Origin of the sequence: Streptomyces sp. NPDC097595, assembly GCF_044761525.1 — a bacterium.
Lineage (GTDB): Bacteria > Actinomycetota > Actinomycetes > Streptomycetales > Streptomycetaceae > Streptomyces > Streptomyces drozdowiczii_A.
In genome coordinates, this window is sequence record NZ_JBIWCN010000002.1 from 328,056 (window position 1) to 344,949 (window position 16,894).

The window sequence follows — 16,894 nt, forward strand, 5'->3', positions numbered from 1 at the left end:
CCCCCCACAGGAGTCGCCATGAACGCACCGCATCCGAGCCGCCGCACCCTGCTGCGCACCGGCGCGGGGGCCGCCCTCGCCGCCGCCGGACTCGCGGCCGCCGCCCCCACCGCCGGCGCCGCCTCCCTCGTCACGGGCGGCAAGGTCCGCAACCTCACCGGGCCGGCGGAGACCGGCCGCTTCGCCGCACCCTGGACCGACCTCGGCATCCCCGCCCGCTGCCCCGACGGCTCGATGCTCCTCGTCTGCGGCGACACCTTCGACGGCGGCGGGGTCGGCGGACCCGACTGGCGCGCCCCCGTCGGACTGCGCGCCTCCAACCCCTCCCTCGGCTCCCTCGTCATCGACGGGAGCGTCGGCGGGGCCCATGCCAACGGGCTCGTCCCCGAGGGCCACGCGGGCGGCACCACGGCCATCCCGTCCGACGTGTTCACCGTCGGCTCCACGATGTACATGCACCTGATGCGCGGGGTCATCTACCGCACGCACCACTCGGACTTCTGGCGCTCCGACGACAACGGCACCACCTGGCAGTACCTCTGCCAGTGGCCCGGCGACCAGTACGGCGGCCAGTTCCAGCAGAAGACGTACGCGGTCGCCGACGACGGGTACTGCTACGTCCTGTCCACCGCGTTCAACCGGGACGTCACCTCGGGGCTGCTGCTCCACCGCGTACCGCAGGACGCCCTCGGGAACCCCGCCGCCTACCAGCCCTGGGGGTACGCGGGCGGGGCCTGGGCCTGGGGGAACGCGCCGACCACCATCACCGGGGCCCGCCGCTGGGGCGAGATCTGCTTCCGGGCCATGGGCGGCAAGTACGCCTTCACCTGGCTCAACATGGCCCCGCTCGACATCCGGGCGCAGGTCTTCGCACTGCCGACGTCCAATCTGTTCGCCACCCCGGAACAGACCATGATCGTGCCGACCGTGCCCGGCCTGGAGGTGGGCAACGCGGTGGCCAGCCCGTACGGCGGCTTCATCGTCCCGGGCTCGACGTTCGCGGACTTCCACATCGCCGTCAGCCAGTGGTTCGACAACCAGAACTACCGGGTCATGCAGTACCGCATCAACGGACTCGCCACCTGAACGCACGTGTGAGGGGCGCCCCTCGACTCAGGGACACCCCTCAAGCGTGTACGTGGGTCAGGCCGCCGCGTCCAGCGCCTGCCGCGCCCGCGCGACGACACCGGGGTCGGTGACGAAGTGGGTGTCCTGCTCGGCCGACGTGCCGCTCGCCCCCATCGGGACCCAGGTGGCGCCGGGCCGGCGCGGCGCGCGGACCTTGGCGGAGAGGTGGACGGAGGCGACTCCGGCGGCGACGAGGGCCGGGATGTCCCCGAGGCGCACGCCACCACCGGCCATCACCTCGACGCCCGGAGCGGCGGCGGCCATCGCCGCGATCGTCGCCAGGCCCTCCGCCGCCGCGGGCGCGCCGCCCGAGGTGAGGACACGGGTCAGTCCGAGGGCCGGCAGGAGCGCGGCGGTGGTCACCGGGTCCGCGGACTGGTCCACGGCCCGGTGCAGGGTCACCTCCACCGGACGGCCCGAGCCGCGGGCCGCGTCGGCGAGCCGGGCGACCGCGTCGGTGTCCAGGGTGCCGTCGGCGGTGAGCGCTCCGATGACCACCCCGGAGGCGCCGGAAGCGATGACGGACCGGACTTCGGCGACCATGAGGGCGACCTCCTCCGCGTCGTGGACGAAGTCGCCGGGCCGGCACCGGACCAGCACCTGCACCGGCAGTCCTTCCGCGGCGACCGCCTCGACCAGGCCGGCCGAGGGGGTCACACCGCCCAGTTCCAGCGCGGTGCAGAGCTCGACCCGGTCGGCGCCGTTCTCCCGGGCGGCGCGGGCGCCCGCCGGTGAGGTGACCGCGATCTCCAGAGCGGGACGGGCGGTCACTCGTCGTCCCCGGTGAGCGGCTGGTCGGAGGCGGGGATGATGCGGGCCGACAGGTCCGGGTCGGCCATCTCGCGGTCGAAGGGGAACATCGGGCGGCGGATGCGGTGGTGGCCCAGGCGCACCAGGTCCTGGTCCACGCCACCGGGGGTGAGCGCCATCTTCCAGCCGACCGACATGTCGAAGAGCTCGGGCTCCAGGTAGCCGATCTTCACGATCACGATGTCGGCGCCGCGCGGGTCGAGGCCGAGGTCGGTGAAGTCGTGCTCATGGTGGTACGGCTTGCGCAGCTCCGTGAGGATCGCGTACACGCTGCCCACCCGGATGACCACCTCGGTCCGCGCGTCGCGGTCGCCGTGCCGGACCGAGTGCACCGTGCCGGTCAGGGTGACCGGGCCCGCGTGCCGGTCGTCCACCTCGGCCCCGGCGGTGACCGTGACGGTGGCGCCCACACCGGCGGCGGCGGCCGTGGCGACGGCGGCCGGTCCGGGCACCGAGGCGTAGATGACGGTCGGGCCGTCGTCCTTCCGGAACTCCGGCCGGGCCAGGAGCCGGGTGAGCCCCCAGGTCATGTCACCGGAGCCGCCCGCGGTCGGGTTGTCCCCGGTGTCGCTGATGAAGTACGGGCGCCGGTCGGAGCCCAGCGCCTCGTCCAGGATGCCGTCGAAGGTGCCGGTCGGGGCGACGAACTCGAAGTCGTCGCGGGCCTTCCAGAAGCCCTCGGCCAGGCGCTCGGCCCCGGCCGCCACGGCGGCCCGGTCGCTGCCGGTGACCACCACGGCGGCACGGTTGCGGGGTTCGTCGGCCCAGGCGTAACCGACCCAGATGGCGGCGTCGGTCACGCCGTCCACGGCCTCGACGTCGGCCACCGCCGCGTACACGCTCTTCGCCGGCTCGATCCGGGTGGAGGTCTGTTCGCCGGCCAGCAGCACCGGGACCGGCACCCACGCCTTGACCGGGCGGGGCGCGCCCGAGGCCAACAGCTCGACCAGATTGCGGGCGGCCCGCTCCTTGGTCTCCATGTGGTCCTCGTGGGGGGCCAGCCGGTAACAGGTGATCAGGTCGCTGCCGTGGACGAGTTCACGGGAGACGTTGCCGTGCAGGTCCATCGAGGTGGAGACGATCACGTCGGGGCCGACGGTGGCGCGGATGCGGTCCAGCAGGACGGCCTCCGCGTCGTCGACGCCCTCGACCGTCATCGCGCCGTGGATGTCGTACCAGAGGCCGTCCGGGCGGGGCAGCGCGGCGAGCCGTTCGATCAGCTCGTCGGTCAGCTCCTGCCAGGCGGCGGCGGTGACGGTGCCGCCCGGCAGCGACTTGCCGACCAGGGCGCCGTGCCAGTCGGCCGCCTCGCGCAGCTCCTCGCCGGGGGCCAGGAAGGGGTAGCGGTCCAGTACTTCGGCGCCGCGCGAGGGGTGGAAGGCGGCGGCCCGGGTCCGGGCGGGGGAGAAGGTGGAGGACTCGATGCCGAGCCCGGCGATGGCGATGACCGGGCGGGATGCGGCAGTGCGGGATTGCGACATGGCTCCTCGTAGGGGTCGGGCGTCAGGGGTGGCGGGGGGCGAGTGTGCCGATCCGGTCGGTTCCGCCCACCTCGTGCAGGGCGTGGGCCAGGGCGCGCTGGAGGGCGAACTGTCCGGCGCCGACCAGTCCGGCGTCGGCGCCGAGCCTGGTCCGCTCGATGGTGAGGTGCTCGGTGACGAGCGGATGGCAGCTCTCGTAGAGCCGGCTGCGCACAGCGGCGACGAACTGTTCCAGGGTGGAGAGGATGCCGCCCAGGTAGACGGCGTCCGGGTTGAAGAAGTTGACGTTGGCGGCGAGCACCTGGCCCAGGTAGTCGCCGGCCCTGCGGACCGTGCGGGTGGCCAGCGGATCGCCGTCCAGGGCGAGACGGGCCACGTCCTCGGTGCTGTGCACATCGGCGCCGCGCTCGCGCAGGATGCGCACCAGCGCGGCGCCGGACGCCACCGTCTCCAGGCAGCCGGTGTTCCCGCAGGAGCAGGGGATGCCCGCGCCGGCGTCGATCCGGATGTGGGTGATGTCCCCGGCGACGCCCTGGGCACCCCGGTACAGGCGCCCCTCGACGATCACGCCCGCGCCGATCGCGGAACCGATCTTCACCATGATCGTCTGGGCGCTGCCGTCGGGCCGGACGGTGTGCTCGCCGACCGCCATGCAGTTGGCGTCGTTGTCCACGGCCGCGGGGACGCCGAAGCGCTCCTGGAGCCATGCGGCGACCGGGAAGCGGTTCCAGCCCGGCATGCGCGAGGGCCGGACGACCGAGCCCGACTCGGTGTCGACCGGCCCGGGCAGCGAGAGCCCGACCCCGCGCAGGCGGCTGGTCTCGCGCCGGCCGGCCAGGGCCTCCAGGGCCTCGGCCAGCCGGGGCAGGGCGGCCTCGGGCCCGTCCGCGATCAGGAAGGGGACCGTCGAGACGTCGGTCAGGCCGCCGCCCGGAAGGACCACGCCGATCCTGGCGTGCCGGCCCCCGAGGTCGGCGGCGACGGCGAAATCGTCACGGCTGCCGACCCGCAGCGCCTTGCGGGGGCGTCCGCCCGTGGAGGACTGGGTGCCTTCCTCGGCCACCAGACCGCGGTCCACCAGCTGCCCCACGGCGAGGGAGATGGTGGAGGCGGCGGCCCCCAGACGCTCGGCGAGTTCGGCGCGTGACGTGGCTTGGCCCGAAGCGATGAGTTCCAGAACACGCACGGCGAGGGACGGGGTCCCTTTGGTGGCCTTGCGGTCCCACGCACTTATTCCAGTCATGTACAAAGTTACTTCCGCAACGGGGTATGTGGCGCAGACGATACGCCCGCACTTCGCACAGGGGAACAGCGAGATGTAGGAAGTAGGTCACCCGCAATAGCCCTCAAATCAGCCCAATCTGCCCCAAGAGGTCGGGATATATCGGGCAGGGCGACTTTCGTCGAATGTGCAGTAACTTACTTGTTACTAATTCTTGTTTGTTTCTTCGACGGGTGCGGCGTTAGCTGTCGTGAACGCAGCGCCGACCTCCCCGAGCGGCTGCGGGCCCTATCAATCCGAGGAGTGTCATGATCCTTAGCCGCACGGTGAACAGCCGCCGTTGGGCCCTCACCGCGGGCGCCGCCACCACCGCGGCCGTACTGCTGTCCGGCTGTTCCGGCGGGGGCACGACCTCGTCCGGCTCCGCCTCGTCGGACAGCATCAACTACGCGCTGCCGGCGAACTTCACCCCGAACTGGATCCTCCCGGTCGGCACCGCCGCCCACCTGAACACCAACAACTCCTCGATATCCCAGTCCCTCTGGGAGCCCCTGATCGCGTACGACGGCTCCACCGGCAAGGTCGGCTGGAACAAGGACAACTCGCTCGCGACCGCCGCCGACTTCGCCGAGGACAGCAAGAGCGTCACGATCACGCTCGGCGACCGGCACTGGAGCGACGGCCAGAAGATCACCTCGCGCGACGTGCAGTTCTGGTTCAACCTGGTCAAGGCCAACAAGAAGGACTGGGCCAGCTACAGCCCGGGCAAGGCGCCGGACAACTGGACCGCGCTGAAGATCGTGGACGACACGCACTTCACGATCACCTTCGACAAGGCGTACAACACGCAGTGGATGCTCGCCAACGAGCTGAGCATGATCCGCCCGATGCCGCAGCACGTCTGGGACAAGACCGGCGACGCGGGCAAGGTGTCGGACCTCGACCTCACCCCGGCGGGCGCCAAGAAGGTGTGGACGTACCTCAACACGGCCGCCAAGAAGATCTCCGGTTACGCCACCGACCCGCTCTGGAAGACGGTCAGCGGCCCGTACACCATCAAGTCCTTCTCCACCGCGGGCAAGGTGCAGCTGCTGGCCAACGCCAAGTACGACGGTGGCGGCAAGGCCAACATCAAGACCGTGAACCTGCTCCCGTTCACCACTGCGGACGCCGAGGCGAACGCGCTGCGGGCCGGCGCGGTCGACTACGGCTACATCAACGCCACCGACCTCAGCCAGGAAGCGTCCTTCACCGCCAAGGGCTACACCCTCAAGCCGTGGGCCGGCTGGGCGATCACGTACATGCCGTACAACTTCAACAACCCCACCATGGGCCCCGTCTTCAAGCAGCTCTACGCACGCCAGGCGATCCAGATGTCGGTGGACCAGGCGACCCTGTCCAAGGTCATCTTCAACGGCACCGCCGTCTCCACCTACGGGCCCGTCCCGCAGGGCCAGACCTCCTCCTTCGTCTCCCAGGCGCAGAAGGACAACCCGTACCCCTTCTCCACCGCCAAGGCGAAGAAGCTGCTCACCGACCACGGCTGGACCGAGCGGAACGGCGTCATGGTCTGCACCGACGCCGGCAGCGGCGACGACCAGTGCGGCGCCGGGGTGGACAAGGGCACGAAGTTCAAGATGCAGGTGCTGTCGCAGTCCGGCTCGACCGTGACCGACAACCTGATGAGCGCGCTCCAGTCCTCCTTCGCCAAGTCCGGCATCGACTTCGGCATCAAGACCGCGCCGGTCAACTCCGTCCTCTCGCAGGCCGGCCAGTGCAAGGCCGGGGACTCCGGCTGCAAGTGGCAGCTGTCCTTCTTCGGCAGCGCCGGCAGCTGGTACTTCCCCGCCTATCCGAGCGGTGACTCGCTCTTCGCGACCGGCGGCGGCTCCAACTTCGGCAACTACTCCAACCCCTCCGTGGACAAGCTCGTCGAGAAGACCACCACCGACTCCTCCGACGCCGCCATGCAGAAGTACAGCGAGGCGCTGGCCAAGGACCTGCCGGTGATCTGGCTGCCGGAGCCCGACTACCAGGTCTCCGTGGTCAGGACCGGCCTCGGCGGCTTCGCCCAGGACTCGCTCGCCAACTTCCACCCCGCCATGTGGAAGTGGACCAAGAAGTGAGCCGGGTCGCCGACCACGCGCACGACTGAGCCGAAGCGACCGGAAAACACATGAGCACTTCCAAGTACCTCCTCAGGCGGGTTCTCCAGGCCGTCGTGGTGATCGTCATCGTGACGATCGTGGTCTTCGGTCTGCTGCACGCCCTGCCCGGGGGTCCCGCACGCGGGATCCTCGGCCCGCAGGCCACCGCGCAGCAGATCACGGCCTTCAACCACGAACAGGGCCTCGACAAGCCGCTGCCCGTGCAGTACTTCTACTACCTCAACCAGCTGCTCCACGGTGACCTCGGGACGTCGTACACCCTCAACGAGCCGGTGTCCCAGCTCATCACCGAGCGGCTGCCGAAGACACTGCTCCTCACCGTCCTGTCGGCCGTCGTCGGCCTCGTGCTGGCGATTCCGCTGGGCATGTGGCAGGCCATGCGGCGCAACAAGCCGGCGGACTACATCATCACCACGCTGAGCTTCATCGCCTACTCCACGCCCGTCTACTTCCTCGGTCTTGTCCTGGTGCTGGTCTTCAGCCAGACGCTGTCGTGGTTCCCCTCCCAGGCACCCCAGGGCGACACGCTCGCCCAGGTCTTCGCCGAACCGCAGGCGCTGGTCCTGCCCGTGGTCGCGGGCGCCGCCTCGATGATCGCGGTGTTCAGCCGCTACATGCGCGCGGCCACCCTGGAGAACCTCTCCGAGGACTACGTCAGGACGGCGCGGGCCGGCGGTTCCCGCTCCCGCGCCATCCTGTGGCGGCATGTGTTCCGGAACTCGCTGACCCCCGTGGTCGCCATGCTCGGGTACTACGTGCCCGTGCTGTTCGGCGGTGCGCTGGTGGTCGAGCAGCTCTTCAACTACCCCGGTATGGGGCTGCTCTTCTGGACCGCCGCACAGTCCTCCGACTACCCGGTGCTCTTGGGCTGCGTGCTCGTCATCGCGATCGCCACGGTGACCGGAACCCTCCTCGCCGACATCGTCCAGCGGGTCATCGACCCCCGAGTGAAGGCAGGCCGGGCATGAGCGCCGTCATCCAGCCGGGCCAGGTGCCCGGCAAGGTCACCGCCCCCGTCACGGCGTCCGGTGCCCGCCTCGCGGTCCGGCGCTTCCGCCGCAACCGGCTCGCGGTCGTCGGCCTCGGCGTCGTCGCCTTCTTCTTCCTGTTCTGCTTCGTGGGCCCGCTGGTGTACTCCACCGACCAGACCCACACGCTGCTCGACCAGGTCAACCTCGCCCCCAGCGGCTCGCACTGGCTGGGCACCGACGCGGTCGGCCACGACGTACTGGGCCGGCTGATGTACGGCGGCAAGGTGTCGCTGATCGTCGGCCTCGCCGCGGGCGTACTCGCCACCGTCATCGGCACTCTGTGGGGCGCCGTCGCCGGTTACGCGGGCGGTTGGATCGACGCGGTCATGATGCGCGTCGTCGACGCGGGCATCGCCATCCCCGCCCTCTTCATCCTGCTGGTCGTCTCGGCCATCACCACCCCGGACCTGACCGGGCTGATCGTCATCCTGGGCTTCGTCTCCTGGCTCGTGCCGTCCCGGCTGATCAGGGCGGAGACGCTGAGCCTGAAGAACCGCGACTACGTGCTGACGCTCCGGGCCATCGGCGGGACGCACGCCCGGGCGATCATCCGGCACATCCTGCCGAACTCGGTGTCGACCATCATCGTCGCCGCCACCTTCCAGATCGCCGACGCCATCCTGCTCGTCGCCTACGTCTCCTACCTGGGCCTGGGAGTCCAGCCGCCGTCCACCGACTGGGGCGGCATGCTGTCGGCCGGCCTCACCGCCGCCTACTCCGGCTACTGGTGGCTCATCATCCCGCCCGGCCTGGCCATCATCCTGGTGGTGTGGGCGTTCAACGCGATCGGGGACGGGCTCCGCGACGCATTCGACGTGAGGGGACGCGGATGACCGCCACCCAGCGCCCCGCCGCACCGCAGGCCGGGCCGATCCTCGAACTCGACGACCTCGGCGTCGTCTTCACCACGGAGAGCGGAGAGGTCCCCGCCGTCCGGGGCGTCTCCCTCCACGTCGAACCCGGCGAGACGCTCGCCCTCGTCGGCGAGTCGGGCTCCGGCAAGTCCACCATCGCGTTCGCCGCGATGGGCCTGCTCAGCGGCAACGCCCGGGCCACCGGCAGCGCCGTCATCGCCGGCACCCAGGTCGTCGGCGCCCGCGAGAGCGACCTCGCCGCCCTGCGCGGCCGGACCGCCTCCATGGTCTTCCAGGAGCCGGCCACCGCCCTGGACCCGCTGACCCGGGTCGGCAGGCAGATCGCCGAGGTGATCCGCAACCACCGCGAGATGTCCGCCAAGGAAGCCGCCGCCGAGGCCGTCGCACTCCTGCGCAAGGTCGGTATCCCCGAGCCGGAGAAGCGGGCCACCGCCTACCCCTTCCAGCTCTCCGGCGGACAGCGCCAGCGCGTCGTCATCGCCATGGCCATCGCCAACGACCCCGCCCTGCTGATCGCCGACGAGCCGACCACCGCGCTGGACGTCACGGTCCAGGCCGAGATCCTCGACCTGCTGCGCCGGCTCGCCGCCGAGACCGGCACGGGCGTCCTGCTGGTCACCCACAACATGGGCGTCGTCGCCGACTTCGCCGACCGAGTCGCGGTGATGTACCGCGGGGAGATCGTGGAGACCGGACCGGTCGAGGACGTGCTTCTGCGCCCGTCCCACGACTACACCCGCCGCCTCCTGGGAGCCGTGCCCCGGCTGTCCGTCGCCGAGGCGGACAAAGCCGCCCCGGCCGCCGCCACCGAGGCCCCGGACACCGAGCCGGTCGCCGAACTCCGCGACGTCTCCGTGGTCTTCGGCCGCGGCAGGAGCGCCGTACGGGCCCTGGACGGCGTCTCCCTCGCCGTGCACCCCGGCCAGACCCTGGGCCTCGTGGGCGAGTCGGGGTCCGGCAAGTCCACCGCGTCCCGGGTCGCGCTCGGCCTGATCGCGCCGACCTCGGGCACGGTCTCGCTGTTCGGCACCGATCTGGCGCGCACCCGGTCCCGGGCCCGTCACGCCCTCCGCGCGGGCATCGGCGTCGTCCTCCAGGACCCGGTCGCCTCGCTGGACGCCCGGATGACGGTGGGCGAGTGCGTGGCCGAACCGCTCAGGGTCCACCACCGCGGCCTGAGCGCGAAGGACCGCCGGAGCAAGGTGGCCGCCATCCTGGACCGGGTCCGGCTGCCGCGCGAGGTCGCCGAACGGGCGCCCCGGGAGCTGTCCGGCGGGCAGCGCCAGCGGGTCAGCCTGGCCCGTGCGCTGGTTCTGGAACCCCGGCTGCTGGTCGCCGACGAACCCACCAGCGCGCTGGACGTCAGCGTGCAGCAGGCCGTACTCGAAGTGATCTCCGAGCTCCAGGACGAGCTGGGCTTCGCCTGCCTCTTCGTCTCCCACGACCTGGCCGTGGTCCAGCACTTCGCGCAGCGCGTCGTGGTGCTGCGGGGCGGACGCATCCAGGAACAGGGCCCCACCGGGGAGACCCTGCTGCACCCGGAGACCGACTACACCCGCGGCCTTCTCGCCGCCGTACCGGTGCCGGACCCGGTGGTCCAGCGGGGACGCAGGGCCGAGCGCCTGGCCGCCCTCGCGGCCGGCCGGACGGAGGTCCAGGCATGAACACGTACGACCGCAGGCTCTTCGCGGGCGTGGACATCGGCGGCACCACCACACAGGTGGTCCTCTGTGACGACGACCTGACCGTGCTGGACCGGGCCGAGACCGCGACACCGGCGGACCGGGGCGGCCGGGCCATGACCGACGCGGCCCTGACCGCCCTGGCGCCGCTCCTGGAGCGCACCCCCGGACGGCTCACCGGCTGCGGGGCCGGTGCCGCAGGGGTCGTGGACTCCGTCACCGGACGCATCCTGGTGGCCAGCGACTCCTTCACCGGCTGGGCCGGTTACGGAGTCACGGACGCCCTGGAGGAGGCGCTGGAAGTCCCGGCCTTCCTGGACAACGACGTCAACGCCTTCCTGTACGGGGAGACCTCGGGCGGCGCGGTCCGCGACGAGCCGAACGTACTCGGGATCACCCTGGGTACCGGCGTCGGCGGCGCGCTGTGGAGCGACGGCGCGCTGTTCACCGGCCCGCACGGCGCGGCCGGCGAGATCGGGCACATCCCCGGCTTCGGTGAGCTGCTCTGCTCGTGCGGCGGGCGGGGCCATCTGGAGACCTTGGCCTCCGGCCGCTCCATCGGCGCCCGTTACGCGGAGCGCACCGGCCGGCGGCTGACCGCCCGGGAGGTCGCGGACGCGGCGGGCGGCGGTGACGAGGACGCCCTCGCGGTGTTCCGGGCCGCCGGGGAGGGCATCGCACGGGCGATCGTGATGACGGCGGGCGTCGTCGACATCACGACCGTGGTCGTGGGCGGCGGGGTCAGCCGTGCCTGGCCGCTGCTGAGCCCGGTCGTCCTCGCCTCGCTGTCCGCCGAACCGCCGGTCAGCGGACACCCCGTACGGCTGGTCAGGTCCGGCCTGGGCTCCGACGCCGTACCCGTCGGCGCCGCGGCCCGCGCGCGGCGGGAACTCGCGGTCGGCTCTCCGGCCTGACCCCGCGGCGCCCCGCACATGAAGAGAGGACCCCCGTCCCGCCCGGACGGGGGTCCTCCCGGTCTGTGCGGTGAGGTCAGGAACCGACGCTCACCGTGAACCGCCTCGGGTTGCCGTCATTGGCGGCGCCCGAGACGTCCGGCTGGCCGTCCGGACGCACGTCGTCGTACGGGAAGGCGTAGCCGATCGGGCTGTTGGCGTGGACGATCCGGGACCAGTGGTTGGTCACCGCGCCCTGGTAGTAGTCGGACACCGAGGTGCCGTTGGGCTGGTCCGGGTGGCTGAGCATGATCGAGCGGTTGAAGCCCGCCGCCAGCCGGGCCAGCAGGGCCTTCTTGTCGTCGTTGTCCGCCGGGTTGTTGGTGAAAGGCCCGTGGTTGCAGGTGAAGATGTCCTTCGACACCGGCTTGCTGAAGGTGTGCCCGCCGTCGAAGGTCAACGTGTCGCCGCTGACCCGGCCCGTGCGCACGCCGCGCCCGCCCTGGAGGTCGATGCGCAGGTCCGTCGAGCGGTACTTCTCCCAGACCTGGTCGATCTGCGCCGTGAACAGGTCCCGGAACGGCATCTGGTCCGGCCGGTCGAAGTAGGGCGCCATCAGGTTCTGCGGGGAGATGACCCGCAGCACGCTGCCGTCCGCGCCGCGGGTCACCAACTGGTCCCAGGGCTGGCCGTCGGAGGCCGCCTGGGCGATGAGGCCGTCGGCGATCTTCTGCACGGCGCCGTCGGGGAGCGGGGCGACGGTGTGCGTGGAGTCGCCCTCCAGGGTCAGGCCGATCGGGAGCGCGGTCACCAGGTCGACGTAGCTGATGTTGGCGTACAGCTGCTGCGGGTTGAACGTGAACTCGCAGAACGACCAGGTCCGCCCGTAGTTCGGGTCCGTCGAGGTGGCGAACGCCGGCTCGACGAGGGAGGGGCCCGGGTTGAGGTAGAAGTCCAGGGTGTCGTCCCGGACGAAGTAGACCCGGGCGCCGTACATCTGAGGCAGGGTCAGCACGACGGGCGCGCCGCCCGCCCCGTTCAGCGGGATCGCGCAGTCGACCGGCAGTGGGGTCTGCGGCGCTCCGGGGGAGTCGGGGTGGTAGACGCTGCCGTCGGCGCGGAGCAGGACCCAGCGGTCGGTGCCCTGCTCGTGGCCGGTGACATAGGCGTTGACGCGGCCGGGCAGCGACTTGTTGACCAGGGCGAGTTCGCAGGTGGCGGCGGAGGCCGACGCGCTCGGGCTCAGCGCGCTGCCCCAGAGGGGGTACGTCAGTGCGGTGGCGGTGGCGGCGGCTCCGCCCGTCAGGAACTTCCGGCGCGAAATCATGAGGCGACTCCGGGGGTACGTGGGGGGCGCGGACGGATGGACCGTGCGGGGGGAGGTGGAGCGGGGGCGTCCGCGGTGCGCACCACTTTCTCGATGCGCGGCACGGGCGTCAAGACTTGTGACTGAGAGCGCTCTCAAAAAGAAGAACTCTTCACAACTCGACGCTGGTGAGGGGCACTTGCCTGGACACCGCTCGACGCCCGCACATCGCGTGATCAGAAACTGAACACGGCGCCCCGGATGTCCCGGTCCTGCCCCACTTGGGCTTACTTGGACTTACGGAAGGCGGTTGTTGGACTGGCGGAGCCCTCGGGGCCGTACGTCGTTGACGGTGCGCGGAGCCGACCACTACGCAGTGCACATGTCACCAAGCCGTATGCCGGTGGGCGTCGCAGCCGCCGCCTCAGCAGCCGTCCTGGCCCTGGTGGGGACCGCCCTCCCCGCCGTGGCCGCCACCCCCTCACCCGCTGCCGCCGTGCCCGCGGGCAGCCCCGTCCTCTCCTCCGCGCAGCTCGCGGTCGCCGTCGCCGCGGACTTCCCGCGCGTCCTCACGTACACCGACCGCGGATCCGGCAAGCAGCTCACCGGCTCCACCCGCCCGGTCACCGCCGTCACCCTGAACGGCACCGCGCACCCGGTGAAGCTCAAGGGCGCCCCGAAGGTCACCGGCTCGGCCGCCCGCTACACGCTGACCTTCACGGACCTGCCCGGGGTCGAGATCGACGCCACGCTCTCCGTGTCCGGCCGCGCCACCACGTTCAAGGTCACCGCCGTCCGGGACACCGCCGCGTTCCGGGTGTCCACGATCGACATACCCGGGCACGACCTGGTCTCCGTGGCCAGCACGGACGCCGGGGCGGCCACGGCCTTCACCAAGCTGGACACCGACTCCACGAAGACCGCCGACGTCTTCGGATCGGTCACCGAGGACACCCCGGCCGAGTCCGCGCCCACCGGCGCCACGTACGCCATCGTCAACACCGGCTCGCTCGCGGCGGCCGTCGAGTCCAACTCCTCGTACGACAAGCCCGCCGGCGCCACCGGCGGGGACGACGCCCGGTTCTGGCACCAGGCCCGCAAGGAGGACGACGGCTCGACCCGGGTCGCCGTCTGGTCCGGTCAGTGGACCTACCGGGGCGAGGGCGCGGCCGAGCCGGAGAGCGGGGACGCCCTGCCCTGGGCCAAGGTCGTCGTCACGCCCGACGCCAACGGCGACAGGACGGTGGACTGGCAGGACGGGGCGGTCGCGTTCCGCTCGATCGGCGTGGTCGCGCCGGGCAGCGAGGACGCGGCGGACCGGGTCATCACCCACATCCCGTTCAACTTCGCCAGCCAGGCCACGCACCCCTTCCTGCGCACCCTGGACGACGTCAAGCGGATCTCCCTCGCGACGGACGGCCTCGGCCAGCTCGCCCTGCTCAAGGGGTACGCCTCCGAGGGCCACGACTCCGCCCACCCCGACTACGGCGGCGACTACAACAAGCGCGCCGGCGGGCTGAAGGACCTCAACGCCCTGCTGAAGGACGGCAAGAAGTGGGGCGCCACCTTCGGCGTCCACGTCAACGCGACGGAGGCGTACCCGGAGGCGAAGGCGTTCGACGAGCAGCTGGTCGACAAGACCAAGCCGGGCTGGAACTGGCTGGGCCAGAGCTACTACATCGACCAGCGCCGCGACATCAACAGCGGGGACCTGGCCAAGCGCTTCCAGCAGCTGCGCGACGAGACCGGCTCCAACCTCTCGATGCTGTACATCGACGTGTACTACACCCACGGCTGGATCGCCGACAAGACCGTCCAGGCCCTCCAGAAGCAGGGCTGGAACGTCTCCAGCGAGTGGGCCGACAAATTCGAGCGGGCCTCGCTCTGGTCGCACTGGGCCAACGACCTGGACTACGGCGGCGCCACCAACAAGGGCCTCAACTCGAAGATCATCCGGTTCATCCGGAACGGCGAGAAGGACGTCTGGAACAACGACCCGGTCCTCGGCCAGAGCGCCATCGACGAATTCGAGGGCTGGACCGGCGAGACCGACTGGAACGCCTTCTACGACAACGTCTGGCAGCGCGACCTGCCCGCCAAGTACCTCCAGCAGCAGAAGATCACCCGCTGGGACGGCAACGACATCGCCTTCACCGGCGGGATCTCCGGCACCGTCGAGGACGGGAAGCGGACGTTCTACGACCACGGCCGCAAGGTCCTCAGCGGCACCGACTACCTCCTGCCGTGGGACGGCGGCAAGAAGCTGTACCACTACAGCCAGAAGGGCGGTACGAGCAGCTGGGCGGTGCCCTCGAAGGGCGCGTACACCGTCTACGAGCTCACCGACAACGGCCGCGTGAAGACCGGCACCGTCCGCCCGGTGAACGGGAAGATCACGCTCAAGGCCGAGGCCGGGCAGCCGTACGTCCTCTACCCGCACCAGGCCCCCAAGGCCGCCGACCCGAAGTGGGGCGAGGACACCCTCGTCGCCGACCCCGGCTTCAACGACGACCGGCTGGGCGACTGGACGAGGACCGGCACCGCCGTCCGCGACACGGACGCCCAGGGCCGCAACAGCGCCGAGCTCTCCGGCAACGGCACCGCCGCGCTCTCCCAGCGCATCGGCGGCCTGAAGCCCGGCGCCCGCTACACCGCCTCCGCGCTCATCGAGGTCGAGCCCGGAAAGACCCGGCACACCACGCTCTCGGCGGGCGGGAAGTCCGTCGCCGTGGACCGCTCCACCGCCAAGGACTACGTCGCCGCGTCCGACTGGCACGGCACGTACTTCCAGCGCGCCAAGGTCAACTTCACCGCCCCGGCCAACGGCCGCACCACCCTGCGCATCGAGGCCGCCGACGGCAGCACGGCCACCGTCCGCGCCGACGACGTCCGCCTCGTCGCCAACGCCCCCGCCACCAAGAAGAACACCGTCGTCCACGAGGACTTCGAGGACGTCGACCAGGGCTGGGGCCCCTTCCTCAAGGGCGACGCGGGCGGCTCCACCGACCCCCGCACCGTCATCTCGCAGCTGCACGCCCCGTACACCCAGGCCGGCTGGAACGGGAAGCCGATCGACGACGTGATCGGCGGCAAGGAGTCCCTGAAGGCCCACGAGGAGAACACCGGCCTTGTCTACCGCACCGCCCCCTGGACCGTCCCGATGACGGCGGGACACCGGTACAAGGTCGAGTACGACTACCAGTCCAGCCACGCCGGGGCCTACGAGTGGGTCGACGGCTACGACCGGATCACCGCCGACGGCAAGCCCGCCTCCGTCGAGACCCGGACCACCGCCATCGGCGCCCAGCACGACACCGGACACTTCACGGAGACCGTCACGGCGGGCTGCGGTGACACCTGGACCGGGCTGCGCAAGCGCGGCGACGCCCCGGAGGGCGCCGACTTCGTGCTCGACGCCTTCACCGTGACCGACCTCGGCGAGGCGCCCGCCGGTGAGCGGGCCGCCTGCGGCACCCTGACCGTCGCCGCCGGCACCGAGACACTTGAACCGGGCACCGCCAACCCCGTCGAGGCGAGCTTCACCAACTACGAGTCCACCGCCGCGACCGGCGTGAAGGTGGCCCTCGCCGTCCCCGAGGGCTGGCAGGCCGAGCCCGCCGGAGCCGTCGCCTTCGACTCCGTCGCACCCGGCGCGAAGGTCACCGCACGCTGGCGGGTCACCCCGCCGGTGGACGCCGCGTACCGCACGTACGCCCTCACCTCCGAAGCCACGTACACGACCGGCGACGGGCCGCGGAAGCTGGGCGCGCAGACCTCCGTACGCACCCTGCCGCCGCCGCCCACCCGGGACAGCTGGGCCAGCGACCTCGACTGGACGGCCACCACCAACGGGTGGGGACCGGTCGAGCGCGACCTGTCCAACGGCGAGACCGGCACCGGCGACGGCACCGCCCTCACCATCGGCGGCACGGTGTACGAGAAGGGGCTCGGCAGCCACGCCCCGGCGACCATCCGCTACTACCTCGGCGGACAGTGCACCTCCTTCACCGCGGAGGTCGGCGTGGACGACGTCCAGAAGACCGCCGGCAGCGTGCAGTTCTCCGTGCGGGCGGACGGCACCGAGAAGGTGAAGTCACCGGTGCTCCGGGCCTCCGACGCCGCCTGGTCGCTCACGGCGGACGTCACCGGCGCCAGGTACGTCGAGCTGATCGCCGGTGACGGCGGCGACGGCAACGGCAACGACCACGCCGACTGGGGCAGCGCCCGCTTCCACTGCGGAGGCTGAGTATCCCCGGGGCCCCGCTCCCTTTGTGTCCGCACTCTGGGAAGCGGGGCCC

11 protein-coding genes are annotated in these 16,894 nt (G+C 71.4%); 7 read left to right on the top strand and 4 right to left on the bottom strand.

All coding sequences use genetic code 11. The features are described from left to right. The first annotated feature begins 18 nt into the window (after positions 1-18). A complete protein-coding gene (locus ACIQZN_RS04105; RefSeq protein ID WP_403988172.1) occupies positions 19-1,086 on the top strand; it encodes a DUF4185 domain-containing protein in 1,068 nt (355 codons plus the stop codon). A 57-nt stretch (positions 1,087-1,143) separates the two neighbouring features. Here the strand turns inward: ACIQZN_RS04105 and ACIQZN_RS04110 are convergent, their stop codons facing one another. Genes ACIQZN_RS04110 through ACIQZN_RS04120 form a run of 3 tightly spaced genes read right to left on the bottom strand, consistent with a single transcriptional unit; the run spans position 1,144 to position 4,662 of the window. Further along, a complete protein-coding gene (locus ACIQZN_RS04110) occupies positions 1,144-1,899 on the bottom strand; it encodes a copper homeostasis protein CutC (protein WP_403988174.1) in 756 nt (251 codons plus the stop codon). Then, the gene (locus ACIQZN_RS04115) at positions 1,896-3,419 is read right to left on the bottom strand and encodes a M81 family metallopeptidase (RefSeq protein ID WP_403988176.1); all 1,524 of its coding nucleotides are present in this window, start codon (positions 3,417-3,419) and stop codon (positions 1,896-1,898) included. The genes ACIQZN_RS04110 and ACIQZN_RS04115 overlap by 4 nt, the downstream gene beginning before the upstream one ends. A 22-nt stretch (positions 3,420-3,441) precedes the next feature. Beyond that, positions 3,442-4,662, bottom strand: a complete 1,221-nt coding sequence (locus ACIQZN_RS04120) for an ROK family protein (RefSeq protein ID WP_403988178.1) — start codon at positions 4,660-4,662, stop codon at positions 3,442-3,444. A gap of 287 nt (positions 4,663-4,949) precedes the next feature. Here ACIQZN_RS04120 and ACIQZN_RS04125 point away from each other — a divergent pair, with 287 nt between their 5' ends. Genes ACIQZN_RS04125 through ACIQZN_RS04145 form a run of 5 tightly spaced genes read left to right on the top strand, consistent with a single transcriptional unit; the run spans position 4,950 to position 11,311 of the window. Further along, the gene (locus ACIQZN_RS04125; RefSeq protein ID WP_403988180.1) at positions 4,950-6,767 is read left to right on the top strand and encodes a peptide ABC transporter substrate-binding protein; all 1,818 of its coding nucleotides are present in this window, start codon (positions 4,950-4,952) and stop codon (positions 6,765-6,767) included. 50 nt (positions 6,768-6,817) lie between these two features. Further along, positions 6,818-7,777 carry an ABC transporter permease gene (locus ACIQZN_RS04130; RefSeq protein ID WP_403988182.1) on the top strand — a complete coding sequence of 320 codons (960 nt, stop codon included), beginning with the start codon at positions 6,818-6,820 and terminating at the stop codon, positions 7,775-7,777. Further along, positions 7,774-8,673 (top strand): ABC transporter permease, encoded by a 900-nt coding sequence (locus ACIQZN_RS04135; RefSeq protein WP_403988184.1) that lies wholly within the window; start codon positions 7,774-7,776, stop codon positions 8,671-8,673. The genes ACIQZN_RS04130 and ACIQZN_RS04135 overlap by 4 nt, the downstream gene beginning before the upstream one ends. Beyond that, positions 8,670-10,379: a dipeptide ABC transporter ATP-binding protein gene (locus ACIQZN_RS04140; RefSeq protein WP_403988186.1), complete on the top strand. Its 1,710-nt coding sequence runs from the start codon at positions 8,670-8,672 to the stop codon at positions 10,377-10,379. The genes ACIQZN_RS04135 and ACIQZN_RS04140 overlap by 4 nt, the downstream gene beginning before the upstream one ends. Beyond that, positions 10,376-11,311, top strand: a complete 936-nt coding sequence (locus tag ACIQZN_RS04145; protein WP_403988188.1) for an ROK family protein — start codon at positions 10,376-10,378, stop codon at positions 11,309-11,311. The genes ACIQZN_RS04140 and ACIQZN_RS04145 overlap by 4 nt, the downstream gene beginning before the upstream one ends. Positions 11,312-11,387: 76 nt before the next feature. Here ACIQZN_RS04145 and ACIQZN_RS04150 read toward each other — a convergent pair whose 3' ends face one another. Continuing rightward, positions 11,388-12,617 carry a glycoside hydrolase family 64 protein gene (locus ACIQZN_RS04150; RefSeq protein ID WP_403988190.1) on the bottom strand — a complete coding sequence of 410 codons (1,230 nt, stop codon included), beginning with the start codon at positions 12,615-12,617 and terminating at the stop codon, positions 11,388-11,390. A gap of 376 nt (positions 12,618-12,993) precedes the next feature. On the opposite strand from ACIQZN_RS04150, the gene ACIQZN_RS04155 reads away from it, so the two are divergent. Next, on the top strand, positions 12,994-16,842 hold the full coding sequence (locus ACIQZN_RS04155) for an endo-alpha-N-acetylgalactosaminidase family protein (RefSeq protein WP_403988449.1): 3,849 nt from the start codon (positions 12,994-12,996) through the stop codon (positions 16,840-16,842). Positions 16,843-16,894: the final 52 nt, after the last annotated feature.